This is a genomic window from Rhizobium sp. BK377 (genome assembly GCF_014193935.1).
Lineage (GTDB): Bacteria > Pseudomonadota > Alphaproteobacteria > Rhizobiales > Rhizobiaceae > Rhizobium.
Window position 1 is genome coordinate 180,467 of sequence record NZ_JACIAC010000005.1, and the last position, 17,486, is coordinate 197,952.

The 17,486-nt window shown below is 59.9% G+C and carries 17 protein-coding genes; 9 read left to right on the forward strand and 8 right to left on the reverse strand.

Annotated elements, in window-relative coordinates; all coding sequences use genetic code 11:
* Positions 1 to 41 precede the first annotated feature (41 nt).
* From FHT92_RS20525 to FHT92_RS20540, 4 genes are all read left to right on the forward strand, one after another.
* Complete coding sequence (locus tag FHT92_RS20525) at positions 42 to 749, forward strand: ABC transporter ATP-binding protein (RefSeq protein ID WP_183749437.1); 708 nt, start codon at positions 42 to 44, stop codon at positions 747 to 749.
* The gene (locus tag FHT92_RS20530; protein ID WP_183828800.1) at positions 746 to 3,289 is read left to right on the forward strand and encodes an ABC transporter permease; all 2,544 of its coding nucleotides are present in this window, start codon (positions 746 to 748) and stop codon (positions 3,287 to 3,289) included. The genes FHT92_RS20525 and FHT92_RS20530 overlap by 4 nt, the downstream gene beginning before the upstream one ends.
* Before the next feature lie 179 nt (positions 3,290 to 3,468).
* Positions 3,469 to 4,197 carry a Bax inhibitor-1/YccA family protein gene (locus tag FHT92_RS20535; protein ID WP_183828803.1) on the forward strand — a complete coding sequence of 243 codons (729 nt, stop codon included), beginning with the start codon at positions 3,469 to 3,471 and terminating at the stop codon, positions 4,195 to 4,197.
* A gap of 110 nt (positions 4,198 to 4,307) precedes the next feature.
* Positions 4,308 to 4,865: a GNAT family N-acetyltransferase gene (locus tag FHT92_RS20540; protein WP_183828806.1), complete on the forward strand. Its 558-nt coding sequence runs from the start codon at positions 4,308 to 4,310 to the stop codon at positions 4,863 to 4,865.
* A 6-nt stretch (positions 4,866 to 4,871) separates the two neighbouring features.
* Here the strand turns inward: FHT92_RS20540 and FHT92_RS20545 are convergent, their stop codons facing one another.
* The 3 genes from FHT92_RS20545 to acnA all read right to left on the reverse strand — a co-directional run bounded on the left by FHT92_RS20545 (position 4,872) and on the right by acnA (position 9,217).
* The gene (locus FHT92_RS20545; protein WP_183828809.1) at positions 4,872 to 5,273 is read right to left on the reverse strand and encodes a DUF2794 domain-containing protein; all 402 of its coding nucleotides are present in this window, start codon (positions 5,271 to 5,273) and stop codon (positions 4,872 to 4,874) included.
* A 273-nt stretch (positions 5,274 to 5,546) separates the two neighbouring features.
* Positions 5,547 to 6,287, reverse strand: a complete 741-nt coding sequence (locus FHT92_RS20550) for a DUF1223 domain-containing protein (protein ID WP_183828812.1) — start codon at positions 6,285 to 6,287, stop codon at positions 5,547 to 5,549.
* 239 nt (positions 6,288 to 6,526) lie between these two features.
* A complete protein-coding gene (acnA, locus tag FHT92_RS20555) occupies positions 6,527 to 9,217 on the reverse strand; it encodes an aconitate hydratase AcnA (protein WP_183749431.1) in 2,691 nt (896 codons plus the stop codon).
* 261 nt (positions 9,218 to 9,478) lie between these two features.
* Here acnA and ccmA point away from each other — a divergent pair, with 261 nt between their 5' ends.
* From ccmA to FHT92_RS20580, 5 genes are read left to right on the forward strand one after another with little or no spacing between them, the layout of a single operon-like run.
* Entirely contained in the window at positions 9,479 to 10,120 is a 642-nt protein-coding gene (ccmA, locus tag FHT92_RS20560; RefSeq protein ID WP_183749430.1) for a heme ABC exporter ATP-binding protein CcmA, read from the forward strand.
* Positions 10,117 to 10,776 (forward strand): heme exporter protein CcmB, encoded by a 660-nt coding sequence (gene ccmB / locus FHT92_RS20565; RefSeq protein WP_183749429.1) that lies wholly within the window; start codon positions 10,117 to 10,119, stop codon positions 10,774 to 10,776. Before ccmA ends, ccmB begins: the two co-directional genes overlap by 4 nt.
* Before the next feature lie 48 nt (positions 10,777 to 10,824).
* Complete coding sequence (locus FHT92_RS20570; RefSeq protein WP_183749428.1) at positions 10,825 to 11,586, forward strand: heme ABC transporter permease; 762 nt, start codon at positions 10,825 to 10,827, stop codon at positions 11,584 to 11,586.
* A 2-nt stretch (positions 11,587 to 11,588) separates the two neighbouring features.
* Positions 11,589 to 11,759 (forward strand): heme exporter protein CcmD, encoded by a 171-nt coding sequence (gene ccmD / locus FHT92_RS20575; protein WP_183828817.1) that lies wholly within the window; start codon positions 11,589 to 11,591, stop codon positions 11,757 to 11,759.
* Positions 11,756 to 12,364 carry a DsbE family thiol:disulfide interchange protein gene (locus tag FHT92_RS20580; RefSeq protein ID WP_183828818.1) on the forward strand — a complete coding sequence of 203 codons (609 nt, stop codon included), beginning with the start codon at positions 11,756 to 11,758 and terminating at the stop codon, positions 12,362 to 12,364. The genes ccmD and FHT92_RS20580 overlap by 4 nt, the downstream gene beginning before the upstream one ends.
* Here FHT92_RS20580 and FHT92_RS20585 read toward each other — a convergent pair.
* The 5 genes from FHT92_RS20585 to dapF are packed head-to-tail and all read right to left on the reverse strand — an operon-like array spanning position 12,361 to position 17,398.
* Positions 12,361 to 12,948 carry a DUF2585 domain-containing protein gene (locus FHT92_RS20585; protein ID WP_183828819.1) on the reverse strand — a complete coding sequence of 196 codons (588 nt, stop codon included), beginning with the start codon at positions 12,946 to 12,948 and terminating at the stop codon, positions 12,361 to 12,363. The genes FHT92_RS20580 and FHT92_RS20585 overlap by 4 nt on opposite strands.
* A complete protein-coding gene (locus FHT92_RS20590) occupies positions 12,945 to 13,589 on the reverse strand; it encodes a septation protein A (RefSeq protein ID WP_183749424.1) in 645 nt (214 codons plus the stop codon). Before FHT92_RS20590 ends, FHT92_RS20585 begins: the two co-directional genes overlap by 4 nt.
* Positions 13,590 to 13,649: 60 nt before the next feature.
* On the reverse strand, positions 13,650 to 15,209 hold the full coding sequence (gene ftsY, locus FHT92_RS20595; protein ID WP_183828820.1) for a signal recognition particle-docking protein FtsY: 1,560 nt from the start codon (positions 15,207 to 15,209) through the stop codon (positions 13,650 to 13,652).
* A 15-nt stretch (positions 15,210 to 15,224) separates the two neighbouring features.
* Positions 15,225 to 16,499 carry a tRNA (N(6)-L-threonylcarbamoyladenosine(37)-C(2))-methylthiotransferase MtaB gene (mtaB, locus tag FHT92_RS20600; RefSeq protein ID WP_183828823.1) on the reverse strand — a complete coding sequence of 425 codons (1,275 nt, stop codon included), beginning with the start codon at positions 16,497 to 16,499 and terminating at the stop codon, positions 15,225 to 15,227.
* Complete coding sequence (dapF, locus tag FHT92_RS20605; protein WP_183749421.1) at positions 16,496 to 17,398, reverse strand: diaminopimelate epimerase; 903 nt, start codon at positions 17,396 to 17,398, stop codon at positions 16,496 to 16,498. The genes mtaB and dapF overlap by 4 nt, the downstream gene beginning before the upstream one ends.
* Between the last annotated feature and the right edge of the window lie 88 nt (positions 17,399 to 17,486).

The following is a 17,486-nucleotide window of genomic DNA, read 5'->3' on the forward strand; positions in this document are numbered from 1 at the left end:
TATGCGGCCATCGGTTACGGAACTATATAGGGCGATTTCTGTTGGCCAAAACCATCATCGATCTGAAACACGCCGATTTGACGCTCGGCACTGCTGCGGCCTCCGTCCATGTGCTGAAGGACATCGATCTGGAGGTCAGTGCCGGCGAATCCGTCGGCATCGTCGGCCCTTCGGGTTCCGGCAAGTCCACGCTGCTGATGGTGCTTGCGGGTCTGGAAAAACTCGACAGCGGCGAGATCAACATCAATGACACGCCCCTGCATACTCTGAGCGAGGATCAGGTCGCCGATTTCCGCGGCCGCAATATCGGCATTGTCTTCCAATCCTTCCATCTGATCGCCAATATGACGGCGCTGGAAAATGTCGCCGTCCCCCTCGAACTCGCCAATATTCCAGATCCGTTCGAGATCGCCCGACGCGAACTGGCATCGGTCGGGCTCGCCGAGCGCCTGAACCATTATCCCGGCCAGCTCTCCGGCGGCGAGCAGCAGCGTGTTGCAATCGCCCGTGCGCTTGCCCCGTCACCTGCCTTGCTGATCGCCGACGAGCCAACCGGCAATCTCGATACCGATACCGGCCGCCAGATCGCCGACCTCCTGTTTTCCAAACAGGCCGAGCGCGGCATGACCCTGCTGCTCGTGACCCACGATATCAGCCTCGCCAATCGCTGCTCGCGCCAGATCCGCGTCCGCTCGGGGCGCATCGAGGGCGATAGCGCCATCCGCCAATCGGAGGCCGCGATTGCATGACGATCGTCACTCCGCGTATTTCGCTGGCTTTCCGCCTGGCCCTGCGCGAGCTGCGCGGCGGCCTGAAGGGCTTCTACATCTTCCTCGCCTGTATCGCGCTCGGCACTGCCGCAATCGCTGCCGTCAACTCGGTCTCGCAGTCGATCACCGATACAATCGCTTCGCAGGGGCAGGAACTCCTGGCCGGCGACGTCCGCTTCGAACTTAACAATCGCGAGGCAACGCCGGAGGAAATGAATTTCCTGCGCGGCCTCGGCGAGGTCTCCGTCTCCACTGGTCTGCGCTCCATGGCCCGCAAGCCGGATGGATCGGATCAGGCATTGGTCGAGGTCAAGGCCGTCGACGATGCATATCCGCTCTACGGCACTTTTGAAGCTGCGCCGAACTATCCGCTCCCCTCCCTCCTATCAGGCGAAGGCGGCACTTATGGTGCAGTCGTTGCCCCGCTGTTGCTGGAGCGGTTGGGATTGCAGATCGGCGACGAATTGCTGCTCGGCAACGTCAAGCTCAGCATCACGGGCACGGTCAAGACCGAGCCGGATGCGCTCTCGGAAGGTTTCGGTTTCGCTCCCCGTATGCTCGTCAGCCGAAACGCGCTACAGGCGTCCGGCCTGATACAGACCGGCAGCCTTGTGGAACACGTCTACAAGATCAAGCTGGAAGACCGCAGCATGATGAGCGGCATCCAGGCCCGCGCCACCAGGGAATTCCCTTCGGCCGGTTGGTCGGTCCGCACGAGCGATCGCGCCGCCCCATCGCTGACGGAAAACATCACCCGCTTTTCGCAATTCCTTACGCTGGTCGGCCTGACCGCGCTGATCGTCGGCGGCGTCGGCGTCGCCAACGCGGTTCGCGCCTTCCTTGATGCCAAACGCACGACGATTGCGACCTTCAAATGCCTGGGCGCCCCGGCAGCCGTCGTGGTCTGGATCTATCTCTTCCAGATCGCCATTATCGCAGCAGTCGGCATCCTGATCGGTCTTGTGCTCGGTGCCTTGTCACCGATGCTGGCCGCACAGTTCCTTGCCCAGTTCCTGCCGGTCTCAACCGATCCGACGCTCTATCCCGGCGCTCTATTGCTTGCAGCCCTCTTCGGCATGCTGACGATGCTTGCCTTTGCCATCCTGCCGCTCGGCCATGCGCGCGAAGTGCCTGCCACCGCTCTCTTCCGTGAGCAGGGTTTCGAGGCACGCCGCCTGCCCTCCTGGCCCTATGTGCTGCTCGCCATGCTCTTCATCGCAGCCCTTGCAGGGCTTGCCATTCTGACCGCCTATGATCGCTTTATTGCCGTGGTCTTCGTCGCCGCTATCATTTTCGCCTTCGTCATCCTGCGCCTCGTCGCGGTTTTGATCGCCTGGCTGGCGCGTAGAAGCCCGCGCGTCAATTCGCCGGCGCTCCGGCTGGCGATCGGCAATATCCATCGCCCCGGAGCACTGACGCCCTCAGTCGTCCTCTCGCTCGGTCTCGGCCTTGCCCTGCTGGTGACCCTCACGCTGATCGACGGCAACCTGCGCCAGCAATTGACCGGGCGCATGAACGAGGGTGCGCCGAACTTCTTCTTCGTCGATATCCAGAGCGCCGAGGTCGATGCCTTCCGCAACCTGATCCACACTCAGTCACCGAATGGCAAACTAATGGAAGTGCCGATGTTGCGCGGCCGTATCATTGCCTTCAATGGCCAGGACGTAACCAAGATGAATGTCCCGGCGGCGGGCCGCTGGGTGCTGAATGGCGACCGCGGCATTACCTACGAGGAAAGCCTGCCGGAGAATTCTGCCCTTACCGAAGGCCAGTGGTGGGGCAAAGACTATAGCGGCGAGCCGCTTGTCTCCTTCTCGGCGGAGGAGGCACGCGAGCTCGGCCTCAAGATCGGCGATACCGTGACCGTCAATGTTCTCGGCCGCAACATCACCGCCAAAATTGCCAATCTGCGGCGAGTCGAATGGGAATCGCTGTCGATCAATTTCGTCATGGTCTTCTCACCGAACACTTTCCGTGGCGCTCCGCATGCATGGTTGGCGACACTGACGGATCCCGCATCGACCGAGACTGAAGACGCCGCGATCCTGAAATCGGTGACCAACGCCTATCCGACGATCACGAGCGTGCGCGTCAAGGACGCGATCGATATCGTCAATCAACTGGTCGGCGAGCTTGCGACCGCGATCCGCGCTGCAGCCTCCGTTGCCCTCATCGCATCCGTTCTCGTGCTGGCCGGCGCACTCGCCGCCGGAAATCGGGCGCGCACGCATGATGCGGTGGTACTGAAAACGCTTGGCGCGACGAGGATCATGCTGATCCGTGCCTTCAGCTATGAATATCTCATCCTCGGTGTCGCCACCGCCATTTTCGCGCTCTTTGCCGGCGGCGTGGCCGCCTGGTTCATCGTCAGCCGCATCATGCACCTGCCCTCCAGCTTCATGCCCGATGTCGCCGGTCTCACCCTCGCTACAGCCCTCGTACTGACCGTTGGCATTGGCCTCATTGGCACTTGGCGCATTTTGGGACAGAAGGCAGCACCCGTTTTACGCGAGCTATAAAAGGGCGAGAGGCTCAAATCCCTTCACCTTACGGCGATTTAACCGAATGGCTGATTGCAAGGGCCTTGTTTGAAAAGGGCGAAAGCCTCATATTGTCAGCAGGCATGCTGGAGCTCCGCAGCGGCGCCCGGGTCGTGAACCCGACACCGTATTTCCATCGGAGCTTGTAAGAGGAAACTATGGCTGACCTTCGTAACTACCAAAGCCGCGCACAAACCGGCGAAGTGATTGATCAAGGCCTCCGCGCTTATATGCTCAAGGTCTACAACCTGATGGCGCTGGGTCTGGCGATCACTGGTTTGGCCGCCTATTTCGCATTCACCTTCGCCGTCCAGGACGGCCAGCTCACCCAGTTCGGCCAAGTCCTGTACCAGTCGCCCCTGCGCTGGGTCGTGATCCTTGCGCCTCTTGCGGCGGTCTTCTTCCTGAGCTTCCGCATCAACCGCATGAGCGTGGCTGCGGCTCAGACAACCTTCTGGATCTATGCTGCACTGGTCGGTCTCTCGCTGTCGTCGATCTTCCTGATCTACACGCAATCGAGCATCACGCAGACTTTCTTCGTGACGGCCGCCTCCTTCGGCGCGCTGTCGCTCTTCGGCTACACGACCAAGCGTGATCTGTCGGCGATGGGTTCGTTCCTGATCATGGGTCTCTTCGGCCTGATCATCGCTTCGCTGGTCAACATCTTCCTGGCTTCGTCCGCCCTTCAGTTCGCGATCTCCGTGATCGGTGTGCTGATCTTCGCAGGCCTGACCGCCTACGATACCCAGCGGATCAAGGAAATGTATTATGAAGCAGACGGTTATGACGTCGCAGGCCGCAAGGCCATTATGGGCGCGTTGACGCTCTACCTCGACTTCATCAACCTCTTCATGTTCCTGCTGCAGTTCATTGGCAACCGCAAATAAGCAGTCTGTACTGAAACACGAAAGGCGGCTTCGGCCGCCTTTTTTGTTGCAGGCTGTTCGCCGGAGTGCTTCAACATAGACCTTCATCCAACCGTGCCGATCGATCTGAAATGCTCCCTCTCCTGCGCGACGCCGTTCCTTCCGATCTTCCCGCCATCACTGAAATCTATCGCGAATCCGTGCTGAACGGCACTTCGAGCTACGAGATCGTGCCGCCGGCCGAGACGGAAATGTCGGCTCGCTACTCCGCTATTTGCAAGCAGGGCTATCCCTACATCGCCGCAACAGCCGAAGACGGAACGCTGCTTGGCTATGCCTACGCATCGGCATTCCGGACCCGTCCGGCCTATCGCTGGCTGGTCGAGGATTCGATTTATCTGGGTACGGGCGCGCGAGGTAAGGGCATCGGCAAGCTGCTCCTTGGAGAACTGATTTCGCGCTGCACCGTCTCGGGCTTCCGCCAGATGACCGCTGTCATCGGCGGTGCAAGCTCTGCTTCGATTGCCCTCCACCGTTCGCTGGGTTTCGAAGAGATCGGTCTGATGAAAGGTGCCGGCTACAAGCATGGCCGCTGGTTGGATACGATGCTGATGCAGCGCGCACTCGGCCAAGGAACGGAAACCCATCCCGATCCTGATGGCTATCCAGGCACGCTGTTCAAGGGATGATTTTGCCTACTTGTCGACGAGCTTCAGCGTCTTATTGAAAACTTTCAGCACCGGACCGAGTTCGTGGCCGCGCTTCAGGATCATGCCATTGACGTTTACGACCGAATAAGCGCCCTGTTTGGCGGCAAGCTTTGGATTCTTCTCGATGCGGAAGAGCGGCATTTCGCCTGAGCGCTTGAAGACGGAGAACACCGCCTTCTCCTTGGTGTGGTCGATGGCATAGTCTTTCCACTCGCCCTCACCCACCATGCGACCGTAAATCCATAGAATCTGGTCGAGTTCCCGCCGGTGAAATGTCACCGGTACCGGGTCTTTATTCTGTTTGTATTCCTTGAGATCAACGACGGTTGAAGAGCTATTGTCGACGGAGCGGCTTTCGCCGCGTCGCAAATCCGGCGTATCTGTCATCAGAATCCCAAGGCCTCCACATGTGACAGGAGAGTGACAGTTTGCCCGAGCCGCGGCAAATTGCAAGGGAAAGGGCTGTCATTCTGGGGACGAAACCGCCTTTCTCCGCCGTGCCGCATTTCAGTCAAAACAGCGCCTCATTTCCAAGAGAACTATAGGCTCCAGTTTGGCGCCAGCGCGCCAAAGGGCCCGGCGGAGCGTATCGACCTTAACCCCAGCCCCGAATACGCTTGGCCGGGCCGCCTGGCGTTCTTCCGTAAGCGGCTGAAATCATTAAATATTTTTCCCTGCCATGACAACCGTTGCGCCGAGGATCGCTCCCGGATCGCCGTTATCGGTCACAGATTGCAAGAGAATCGCAGATCCCTCGAGATCCGGTTTTTCCATCACGCTGGCCGGCAGAGTGATGGTCGTAGCCTTTCCATCCCACATCCCGACGGTCTCCACATCGGTCACACTGTGCAGGTAGGAAATCTTCTGGCCGCTGTTTTCGCCCTTCTCGACATTGATCGTTTTTTCCTTGTCGAAATAGACGATGACCACATTGGCCTTGCCCTGGCCGGCGCCCAGCTTGATCTCCAACTCATCGCCGCGCATGCGGGCGCTGACAGGCACGACCAGGCCTTTGCCCTCATCGGCATAGCCGTTTATCTTGCCGTTGATGCCGGCGAGGTCGGCGCCTGCGAGATGGTCACGGCCATTGACGATTGCCTGCGGCGTATAGACGTTGCTGCGGCCCATCATGCGGGCATAGCCGTACTGCCGCGCGGTATTTTCCTTTGAGCTCAGCGTGTCGGCCCAGCCGAGATAATTCCAGTAATCGACATGATAGGCGAGCGCGATGACGTTGCCCTGGCTGACGAGCTTGCGAAATGCGGCATCGGCCGGCGGACAGGAGGAGCAGCCTTGCGATGTGAACAGCTCAACGACGCCTTTCGGCGTACCGTCTGCAGCCAAGAGCGGACCTGCGAAAGCAAGTCCGGCGATCAGCGGGATCATAAAACGCGGGGGCATTCACCAGCACCTCTTTTCCAGGACCGGCAGCGGTCCTGAACCGCCGGCTCCGAGATATGAACGTACGAATAATCGTTCCGGGTCCAAACGGAAAGTCACGAAGGGGTGAGACGGAGCCGGAGCAGGGGCGACCGAGACACATCATCGTGAGCAGTGAAACAGCGCCCGTTTTCCGCAAAGAAAAACCGCCGGGAAACTGCTTCCCGGCGGCCATTATCATCAGGCAAATATCTTAACAATCAGGCTGCGAGATCGCGCAGAACGGTCTGCAGGATGCCGCCATTGTTCAGGTAGACCACCTCATCGAGCGTATCCACGCGCGACAGCAGTGGAACGTCCTTCACCGTGCCGTCGGCATAGGTGATCTTGGCGATCTTCCTTTCGCGCGGCTTGATATTCTCAAGACCTTCGATGGTGACGAGTTCGTCGCCCTTCAGGTCGAGGCTCTGCCAGGTCGTGCCCTCTTCGAAGACGAAGGGAATGACGCCCATACCGACCAGGTTAGAACGATGAATACGCTCGAAGCTCTGGGCGATGACTGCCTTGACGCCGAGCAGGTTCGTGCCCTTCGCAGCCCAGTCACGCGAGGAGCCATTGCCATATTCCACGCCCGCGAAGATAACGAGTGGAACGCCCTCGGCCTTGTACTGCATGGCCGCATCGTAGATCGAGGTCTCTTCCTTGGACGGGTAGTGGATGGTGTAGCCACCTTCCTTGCCGTTCGCACCGAGCATGAAGTTACGGATGCGGATATTGGCGAAGGTGCCGCGCATCATGACTTCGTGGTTGCCGCGGCGCGTTCCGTACTGGTTGAAGTCGGCAACCGCAACATCATGGCCAAGCAGGTAGGCGCCTGCCGGCGACGCGGCCTTGATCGAACCGGCCGGAGAAATGTGGTCGGTGGTGATCTTGTCGCCGAAGAGACCGAGAACACGGGCGCCTTTGATATCGGAAACGCCGGTGCCCTTCTTGCCCATGCCGACGAAGTACGGGGGGTTCTGGACATAGGTTGACTCGTCGTCCCAGGCATAGGTCTGGCCGGGGGGAACCTGAACGGCCTGCCAGTTTTCGTCACCCTTGAAGACGTCAGCGTACTTTGTTTCGTAGAGTTCGCGGGTGACGTACTTCAGGATGAATTCCTGAACTTCCTTTGAAGTCGGCCAGATATCCTTGAGATAAACCGGCTTGCCATTCTGGTCTTCGCCAATCGGCTCCTTGGTCAGATCCTTCTGAACCGTACCGGCAAGAGCATAGGCGACGACGAGCGGCGGCGAAGCGAGATAGTTCGCCTGGACGTCCGGCGAGATACGGCCTTCGAAGTTGCGGTTGCCCGAGAGAACGCCGGAAACGATGAGACCCTTATCGTTGATCGTCTTGGAGATCGGCGCCGGCAACGGACCGGAATTGCCGATGCAGGTCGTGCAGCCGAAGCCGACGAGGTTGAAGCCGAGCTTGTCGAGGTCGGCCTGCAGGCCGGACTTGGCGAGATATTCGCCGACGACTTGCGATCCCGGAGCAAGGGAGGTCTTGACCCAAGGCTTGGTCTTCAAACCCTTGGCAACAGCGTTGCGGGCAAGAAGGCCGGCGGCGATCAGCACCGATGGGTTAGAGGTGTTGGTGCAGGAGGTGATGGCGGCAATCGCCACGTCACCATGGCCGAGATCGAAATCCGTGCCTTCGACCGCATAGCGGTTCGAAAGCTGGCCGGGCTTCTTGTAGTCGGCATCCATCGAGCCGGCGAAACCGGAGGCGATGTTTTCGAGCGCGATGCGGCCTTCCGGACGCTTCGGGCCGGCCATCGACGGGACGACGTCGCCGAGGTCGAGTTCCAGCGTGTCGGTGAAGACGAGGTCGGAACCGTCACCTTCGCGCCACATGCCCTGAGCCTTCGAATAGGCTTCGACGAGCGCGATCCGGTCATGTGTGCGGCCGGACATGGTCAGGTAGTTTATGGTTTCGCCGTCGACCGGGAAGAAGCCGCAGGTCGCGCCGTATTCCGGACCCATGTTGCCGATCGTCGCGCGGTCCGCGAGCGGCATGTTATCCATGCCCGGACCGAAGAATTCGACGAACTTGGAGACGACGCCCTTCTTGCGCAGCATCTGCACGACGGTCAGAACGAGATCGGTCGCGGTGACGCCTTCCTTCAGCTTGCCGGTCAACTTGAAGCCGATGACCTCAGGCAGAAGCATCGAAACCGGCTGGCCGAGCATGGCGGCTTCAGCTTCGATACCGCCAACGCCCCAACCGAGAACGCCGAGGCCGTTGATCATCGTCGTGTGCGAATCCGTCCCGACGCAGGTGTCCGGATAGGCGATCGTTTCGCCATCCTCTTCCTTCGTCCAGACGGTCTGGCCGAGATATTCGAGATTGACCTGGTGACAGATGCCGGTGCCCGGAGGAACGACGCGGAAGTTCTTGAATGCCTGCTGGCCCCACTTCAGGAAGCGGTAACGCTCACCGTTGCGCTGATATTCCAGCTCGACGTTCTTGGCGAAAGCCTGCGGCGTGCCGAATTCGTCGACGATGACGGAGTGGTCGATGACGAGGTCGACGGGAACGAGCGGGTTGATCTTTTCCGGATCGCCACCGAGGGAAACCATCGCGTCGCGCATTGCAGCAAGGTCAACGACGGCGGGAACGCCGGTGAAGTCCTGCATCAGCACGCGCGCCGGGCGATAGGCGATTTCGTTCTCGACGGCGCCCTTATTGTTCAGCCATTCGGCGACAGCAAGGATGTGCTCCTTGGTAACCGACTGACCATCTTCGAAGCGCAGCAGGTTTTCCAGCAGCACCTTCATCGAATAGGGGAGCTTCGACACGCCGGGCAGGCCGTTTGCCTCAGCCTTCGGCAGGCTGTAGTAGACGTAGTCCTTTCCACCGACGGAAAGCGTGGACCGACAATTGAAACTGTCAAGAGATTTAGACACGAGAGACCCCGTTTCTGATAGCCAACACAGTCGTGCGAACGCCTATGCACTTAATGCACATCAGGATGCGGGTACGGCCATTTCCGCTGTCCGCACGTGAGGAGAAAACCCCAAGTTCGGCGCAAGGATGAAATTCACGCCGACCGCTGGCGTGGTTGCAGGTCTTATAGATAATTTCGTAAAGACTTGCCATAGCGACAAAGGTCAAAATCGGACATTTTTTGAGCTTGCCGATGGTGCCAATGAAGAAAGAACCGATGCATGCATCTCACCGCTGAAAATCTGGCAGCCCGGCGCGGTGAGGATCTGATTTTCGTTAACGTTTCCTTTAGCTTGCAGGCCGGCGAAGCCCTGATTCTGACGGGTAAAAACGGATCGGGAAAGTCCACTTTATTGCGCGTTATCGCCGGTCTTTTGCGGCCGGAAAAAGGCTCTGTCACAGTCTCCGATTCGGTCGATGCCGAGAGGCATCCGGCAGCCGTAGCCAGCCACTACCTTGGCCATCGTAATGCCATGAAGACTGAACTTACAGTTGCGGAGAATTTGGATTTCTGGAGGTCCTTCCTTGGACCTGGAAAAGCCGGCCTGAGCACTGAGGAAGCCGCCGAAGCCGTCGGCCTGCCCGGCATCACCCACCTGCCCTTCGGCTACCTCTCGGCCGGCCAACAGCGGCGCTTCGCCTTCGCCAAGCTTCTGGTCGCGCATCGCCCGGTCTGGATCCTGGACGAACCGACTGCCGCGCTGGATGCAAGTGCGGACAGGTTGTTTACGGAATTGATCGAAATGCATCTCAGGGAAGGCGGGATTGTCGTCGCCGCGACGCATCAGCCTCTTGGGTTGAAAGAGACCAGGGAACTGAGAATGACCGGTTTCACCGGGGTGGAGCAGGGGGTGTGGGGATGATCGCCCTTTTCCTGCGCGACCTGAGACTCTCCATTCGCGCCGGCGGCGGCGCGCTGATCGGCATACTCTTCTTCCTGACGGTCGTCGCAGTCATTCCCTTCGGTGTCGGACCCGATCTTGCGCTTCTCTCACGCATCGGGCCGGCTATCGTCTGGATCGGCGCGCTGCTCGCTGCCCTGCTCGGGCTTGACCGCCTGTTCCAGGCGGAGCGTGACGACGGTTCGCTCGATTTGATGCTGATGCAGGAAACGCCGCTGGTGCTGACTGTGCTCATCAAATGTGCCGCGCACTGGACGGCGACCAGCCTGCCGCTCGTCATCGCCTCCCCATTGCTCGGCCTCTTCATGAATATGAACGAAACGGCGATCGGCGCGACCATGCTGACGCTCCTTGTCGGCTCGCCGGCGATCACCTTCATTGGCGCTGTCGGTGCAGCCGTTGCCGTAGCACTGCCGCGTGGCGGCCTGCTGGTCTCGGTACTCATCCTGCCGCTGACGATCCCGGTGCTGATCTTCGGCGTCAGCGCCACCTATGCAGCGGTCGTGGGACCGTCGCCCTTCCTGCCGCCATTTCTGATCCTCATTGCCCTGACGCTCTTCTTCGCCGTCATCGGTCCGGCGGCAGCAGCCCTTGCGCTGAGAAACACGGCGGATTGATCGGTGCTTCGATTGCGGCTCCGGGCAGATCAAGGTAAGGAAGCGGATATGAGCGAAACGAGCCTTGCCATCAGCAAATTCAGCGATCTCGCCAACCCGACGCGGTTTCTGGCACTGGCATCGCGCGTCATTCCATGGCTGGCCGGCATCACGGCCCTCTGTTTTATCATCGGCCTCTATCTGAGCTTCTCGACCGAGGGCGACTACCAGCAGGGCGAGACGGTTCGCATTATGTATGTGCATGTGCCCGCCGCCTGGCTCTCCATGATGTGCTATACGATCATGAGCATTTCGGCGATCGGTACGCTCGTCTGGCGCCATCCGCTGGCAGATGTTTCGGCCAAGGCTGCAGCTCCGCTCGGCGCCGCCTTCACCCTGCTTGCGCTCGTCACCGGCTCGCTCTGGGGCAAGCCTATGTGGGGCACATGGTGGGTCTGGGACGCGCGGCTTACTTCCGTCTTCATTCTCTTCCTGATGTATCTCGGCCTGATCGCGCTGAACCGCGCCATGGACGATCCATCCAGGGCTGCGCGCGTTACGGCCATCCTGATCCTTGTCGGCTTCGTCAATATCCCAATCATCAAGTTCTCAGTCGACTGGTGGAACACGCTGCATCAATCGGCAAGCGTCCTGCGCCTCGATGGACCGGCGATCGATCCGGAATTCCTGCGCCCGCTGCTGATCATGGCAATCGCCTTCACCCTGCTCTTCTTCACGCTGCATCTGATGGCGATGAGAAACGAGATCTGGCGCCGCCGTATCGCCTCCCAGCGCCGTATGGCCGCCCGCATGGCGAGCCGGGAAGAATAGCGATGGGCAATTACGCTTTCTATGTCTACGGCTCCTACGGTTTCGCCGCTCTGGTAACGATTGCGGCAACACTCTGGACCTGGTCTGACGGACGCGCGCGTCAAAAGGAATTGGCCGCGCTCGAAGCCGCCGGCATCAGACGCCGTTCCGCCCGGCTGAAGGATAGCGAATGACTGAAGCTCAGCAAGACAACAGGCCGAAAAGCCGCGGCTTCAGCCGCTATGTTTTTGCCCTGATCCCGCTTGTCGTCTTCGGTGGCATTGCCGCGACGGCAGCGAAAATGCTCTACGACCAGGATTTCCATGGCAAGAATATCGCCGAAATCCCCTCCGCCTTGATCGGCACCAAGGCGCCATCGCTGAACCTGCCGCCACTCGAAGGCTCCAATCTGCCGGCACTGACGGATGAAGCGGTCAAGGGCAAGCTCACCCTCGTCAATGTCTTCGCCTCCTGGTGCATTCCCTGCCGCGATGAACATCCCCTTCTCAAGCAGCTTGCCGAGGACGGGCGGCTGAACATCGTCGCGATCAACTATAAGGACAAGAACGAGAACGCCCTGCGTTTCCTCGGTGAGCTCGGCAATCCCTATCACGCCATCGGCGTCGATCCGGACGGCAAGGCGGCGATCGACTGGGGCGTCTACGGCATTCCGGAAAGCTATCTCGTCTCGTCCGATGGGACGATCATCTACAAGCGTGTTGGCCCCTTCGACGACACTAGCCTGAAGGAGGGTCTTTTTCCAGCAATGGAAAAAGCGCTCGGCAAGCCGGCTTCCTAAACTCCGCCCTGCCAGATCTTGATCGCCTCGACAGGCCAGATCAGCATCAGCACATTCAGCGTCAGATTGTCCCGGATAACGTAACCGGTGAAAATCTCGAAGAAGATGGCAATGGCAACCGTAACCGCCACGGGCGCTCTCGAGGCGAAGAAGAAGCCGACCGCCATGAAGATCGCGTCCATCGCCGAATTGATGATGCTGTCGCCGTAATAGTCGAGCGAGATCGTCGCCGTGCGGTAGCGATCGATGATCAGGGGAGAATTTTCCAGAAGCTCCCAGCCGGATTCGATGAGAACAGCCAACAGCAGGCGCGCCGCAAACGGCTTGCCGCGAAGCACGAGATGCGCCAGCCCGTAGAACAGGAAGCCGTGGATGATATGCGATGGCGTATACCAGTCGGACAGATGTTGGGAATTGCCGCTGGAATTGACCGTTCCTTCCCACAGCTTGATGTAGCCGCAAGTGCAGATCGGCACCCGGCCCATCAGATATTCGGCAACGATCTGGACGACCAGCACCGCAAGACAGGCAGAAAACCAGAAGATCTGATGCCGCGCTCGGTCGGCGCTCTCGATAGCAGTCACTTCTCGCTTTCAGCCTCGGTGGAAATGCTGTGCTTCAGCACCAGCGGCATCTGCGCCATGGTGAAGATAATGGTGATCGGCATCGTGCCCCAGACCTTGAAGGCGATCCAGAAATTATCCGAGAAATTGCGCCAGACCACCTCGTTCAGTACTGCGAGGAACAGGAAGAAGATGCCCCATCGGATCGTCAGCTTGCGCCAGCCTTCGGCATCGAGCTGGAAGGCGGCGTTGAAGACATAGCCGAGTAAAGACTTGCCGAAGGCGAGACCGCCAAGCAGGGTAAAGCCGAAAAGCGCGTTGACGATTGTCGGCTTCATTTTGATGAAGGTTTCATTCTGCAGCCAGATCGACAGCGAGCCGAAGATCAGCACGACGATCCCCGAAACGAACGGCATGATCGGCAGATGGCCAAGCATGATCTTGGAAACCACCAGCGAGAGAATGGTTGCGCCCATGAACAGCCCTGTCGCCACGAAGAGGGGACCGCCGAGCTCAGCCAACGCCGGAAAACGGGCGACGAGCCATTCACCACGCAGATTGGCAAAGAAAAAGACCAGAAGCGGCCCGAGTTCCAGCGCCAGTTTCAGAAGCGGATGATGCCGGTCTGCGGCGCTGGGAGTAATATCGCTTTCAGTCGTCATGCTTCTTCAAACCTGCTTTTTTTGCAATGCATGCAAGCCATCAACGGCTAATCTGTGGCATCATTGGCTGATACCGGCAATGGCCTGCGCAAAATCCTCGGCCTCGAACGGTTCGAGATCGTCGACCCCTTCCCCAACGCCAATGAAATAGACCGGCAGCTTATGCTTGGCGGAGATCGCCACCAGGATGCCGCCGCGCGCCGTGCCGTCAAGCTTGGTCATGATCAGCCCGCTGACGCCGGCAACATTGCGGAAGATCTCAACCTGATTGAGCGCATTCTGTCCGGTTGTTGCATCGAGTGTCTGGAGCACGGTATGCGGCGCATCGGGATCGAGCTTGCCGAGCACGCGCACGATCTTTTCCAGTTCGGCCATCAGCTCTGCCTTGTTCTGCAGTCGGCCGGCCGTATCGATGATCAGCACATCGCATTTCCTGGCCTTCGCCTGTTCGAAGGCGTCATAGGCAAGACCCGCCGCATCCGCACCCAGCTTAGTGCCGATGAATTCGGATTTGGTGCGATCGGCCCAGATCTTCAGCTGCTCGATGGCGGCTGCGCGGAATGTATCGCCGGCCGCCAGCATGACCTTGAGGCCGGAACCGGACAGCTTGGCCGCAAGCTTGCCGATAGTCGTTGTCTTGCCGGTACCGTTGACGCCGACGACGAGGATGACGTGCGGCTTGTGCGAGAGATCGAGCTGCAGCGGCTTGGCGACCGGCTTCAGCACCTTGGCGATTTCAGCCGCCATGATGCGGCTGACATCCTCACCGGTCACATCCTTGCCGTAACGTTCGGAAGCGAGCGTATCAGTCACGCGCATTGCCGTCTCGACGCCGAGATCGGCCTGAATGAGCAGATCTTCGAGATCCTGCAACGTCTCATCGTCGAGCTTGCGCTTGGTGAAGAGCGCAGCGATCTGGCCGGTGAGCTGCGAGGATGTGCGCGCCAGACCATTGCGCAGGCGCTGGAACCAGGAAAGTCTCGGCTGGGGCGCCACCATAGGTTCAGGTTCGGCTTGCGGTCCGGTGGCAAAGCCTCTGGGAAGGATGGGATTCGGCGGCGATTCGGCGGGGGTGACATCCCCCTCTGTCCTGCCGGACATCTCCCCCACAAGGGGGGAGATTGGGAAGGATTGAGAACCTTGCTCCACCTCCACCGGAATATTCTGCGCCTCCTCCGCCGGAATCTCCTCTGGAAATACTTCCGTAGGCTCGACTCTGCCTTCCTCTCTCACGGCAGCGTCATCCTCCAAACGATCTCCCCCCTTGTGGGGGAGATGTCCCGAAGGGACAGAGGGGGGTGCTACCGCAGCGTCATCTGCATTCGCTTCCGCCTCGGCTTCCAACAGCGACAGGGGAACCACGCCCATGTCGCCCAGATCATCGACGGTCGGGAGCAATTCCGGCTGAGCTTCAACCGGTTCTTGCTCGGCGAGAGCTTCATCGATATCCGCCGCCGGCCCGCCAGCCGTATCCATTTCCTCGGCAAGAACAGGATCGGCCGCAATTGGCAGATCTTCGTCGCGCGAGCGCGGCTCCAGCTCCCGTTCAGCAGCCTCTGGCACAGGCTCTTCCGCCGGCTTGCCGAAGGTGAAGACCTTTTTGATGAAACTGAGCGCCATGAGCTGTCCGTGAAGTCAGGCCGCCGCGGCAGCCGTCAATTGCATGTGGAGATGCTTGCCGTTGTGGCCTGATATCGTCGCTTCGACGATATCGCGCGGGCGAAGGCCGGGCACGGCAACAAGCGTGAAGTTTTCCGTGTGGGCAAGACCGTTATTTTCTACCAGCAGCCATTGCCGCGTTCCGACCATCTTGTCCAGATGGCGCTGGTACAGCATCTGTCCAGTGGCGCGGAGGCGAGCGGCACGTTCCTTGATGAGCAAGCGATCGAGCTGCGGCATGCGCGCGGCAGGCGTGCCGGGCCGTGGACTGTAGGGGAAGACGTGCAGATGCGCGATGTCGGCTTCCTCGGCAAGGCGCATTGCGTTCCCGAACATCTCTTCGGTCTCCGTCGGGAAGCCGGCGATCATGTCTGCACCAAAGCTGATCTCCGGCCGCAGCCGGCGCACGTCTTCGATGAAACGCAGAGCATCGGCACGCAAATGACGGCGTTTCATGCGCTTGAGAATCATATCGTCGCCGTGTTGCAGGGAAAGATGCAGATGCGGCATGAAGCGCGGTTCGTCCGCGATGAGGTCCATGAGATGGCGGTCGGCCTCGATACTGTCGATCGAAGATAGCCGCAGCCTGCGTATGTCGGGAATCTGCTTGAGCAGCGTCTTTGCGAGCAGCCCAAGCGTCGGCTCGCCGGGAAGATCTGAGCCATAGCTCGTAGCATCGACGCCGGTCAGCACGATTTCGCGATAGCCGCCTGCCACGAGACTGTGCGCCTGTTCGACCACCGCCCCCATCGGCACGGAACGCGAATTGCCGCGGCCATAGGGGATGATGCAGAAGGTGCAGCGGTGGTCGCAGCCGTTCTGCACCTGGATGAAGGCGCGCACGTGGCCATCGATATGCTTGACCATCTGCGGCGCGGTGTGGCGAACGCTCATGATGTCGTTGACACGCAGCTTCTCTTCCGCCGAAACGCCGAAATCGGGAAGCGCGCGATAGGAGGCGGCCTTCAGCTTCTCTTCATTGCCGAGCACGGCATCGACCTCGGCCATTTCTGCGAAGGTCTGCTTTTCCGTCTGGGCTGCACAGCCGGTGACGATGATGCGGGCATGCGGATTGTCGCGGCGCGCACGGCGGATCGCCTGCCGGGCCTGGCGCACGGCCTCGCCGGTCACGGCACAGGTATTGACCAGAATGGCATTGTTGAGCCCGGCCGCTTCGGCCTGCGATCTCATGACTTCGGATTCATAGGTATTGAGACGGCAGCCGAAGGTAATGACCTCGACGCCGCTCACCGCGCTTCCGCCCCACGTTCGGCATCGCGGGACCATGTGCCGGTCGAAGGATCGAGCGCACCGGACCATTCCCATTCGGCAGGGCCGGTCATGACGACATGGTCGTCTTCGCGCCAGTCGATGACCAGCGGCTGGCGGATCGGGCTGGAGGCGACATCGATCGTCACCTTGCGGCCGGTGCGGCCGGTGCGCGCGGCACTGACGGCAGAGGCGCAGGCGGCCGAACCGCAGGCAAGCGTCAGGCCTGCTCCGCGCTCCCAGGTGCGCGTCCGCAGCGCCGAATCCGAGATGACCTGCGCCAGCGTGATATTCGCCTTTTCCGGGAACATCGGATGGTTTTCGAGCAACGGCCCGAAACGTTCGAGATCGAAGCTCATCGGATCGCGGTCGACCCAGAAGATCGCATGCGGATTACCCATCGACATGGCCGAAGGCGAATGCAGCACCGGATTGTCGATCGGCCCGATCTGCAGCTCGATGCGGCTCGTATCGTGAAATTCTTCCGCAAGCGGAATACGGTTCCATTCGAAAACCGGTTGTCCCATATCGACGGAGATCGTGCCGTCCTCATGCTCGACTGCGTTCAGGATGCCGGCGACCGTCTGGAAGGTGAAGGCCTTCTTGCCGGTCTCGGCGGCAAGCGCCTGCACGACGCAGCGCGTACCATTGCCGCAGGCCTGTGCCTTCGAACCATCGGAATTGAGGATGTCGATGTAGGCGTCGGTTCCCTGCGCCTTCGGATCATGGATGGCCATGATCTGATCGAACTGCGTTTCTGCATCCGTATTGAGTGCGACCGCCGCCTGCGGCGTCACCTTGTCGGTCCGCCCGCGCATGTCGATAACCAGGATCTTGTTGCCAAGCCCGTTCATCTTCGCGAATTCGACCGTGTTACTCATCTGACTATTTCCGCTGCGTTTTGGCTGTATATGGCGGAAATGCTCGGGGATTACCAGTGGGTGAGCACCAAGCGAGCCTCGTCCTCTT

Coding starts and splice junctions, on each gene's coding strand:
- FHT92_RS20530 (WP_183828800.1), top strand. CDS start 746: ATGACGATCGTCACTCCGCGTATTTCGCTGGCTTTCCGCCTGGCCCTG.
- ccmB (WP_183749429.1), top strand. CDS start 10,117: ATGATCGCCCTTTTCCTGCGCGACCTGAGACTCTCCATTCGCGCCGGC.
- ftsY (WP_183828820.1), bottom strand. CDS start 15,209: ATGGCGCTCAGTTTCATCAAAAAGGTCTTCACCTTCGGCAAGCCGGCG.
- dapF (WP_183749421.1), bottom strand. CDS start 17,398: ATGAGTAACACGGTCGAATTCGCGAAGATGAACGGGCTTGGCAACAAG.
- ccmA (WP_183749430.1), top strand. CDS start 9,479: ATGCATCTCACCGCTGAAAATCTGGCAGCCCGGCGCGGTGAGGATCTG.
- FHT92_RS20580 (WP_183828818.1), top strand. CDS start 11,756: ATGACTGAAGCTCAGCAAGACAACAGGCCGAAAAGCCGCGGCTTCAGC.
- FHT92_RS20540 (WP_183828806.1), top strand. CDS start 4,308: ATGCTCCCTCTCCTGCGCGACGCCGTTCCTTCCGATCTTCCCGCCATC.
- ccmD (WP_183828817.1), top strand. CDS start 11,589: ATGGGCAATTACGCTTTCTATGTCTACGGCTCCTACGGTTTCGCCGCT.
- FHT92_RS20550 (WP_183828812.1), bottom strand. CDS start 6,287: ATGCCCCCGCGTTTTATGATCCCGCTGATCGCCGGACTTGCTTTCGCA.
- FHT92_RS20535 (WP_183828803.1), top strand. CDS start 3,469: ATGGCTGACCTTCGTAACTACCAAAGCCGCGCACAAACCGGCGAAGTG.
- FHT92_RS20590 (WP_183749424.1), bottom strand. CDS start 13,589: ATGACGACTGAAAGCGATATTACTCCCAGCGCCGCAGACCGGCATCAT.
- FHT92_RS20570 (WP_183749428.1), top strand. CDS start 10,825: ATGAGCGAAACGAGCCTTGCCATCAGCAAATTCAGCGATCTCGCCAAC.
- FHT92_RS20545 (WP_183828809.1), bottom strand. CDS start 5,273: ATGACAGATACGCCGGATTTGCGACGCGGCGAAAGCCGCTCCGTCGAC.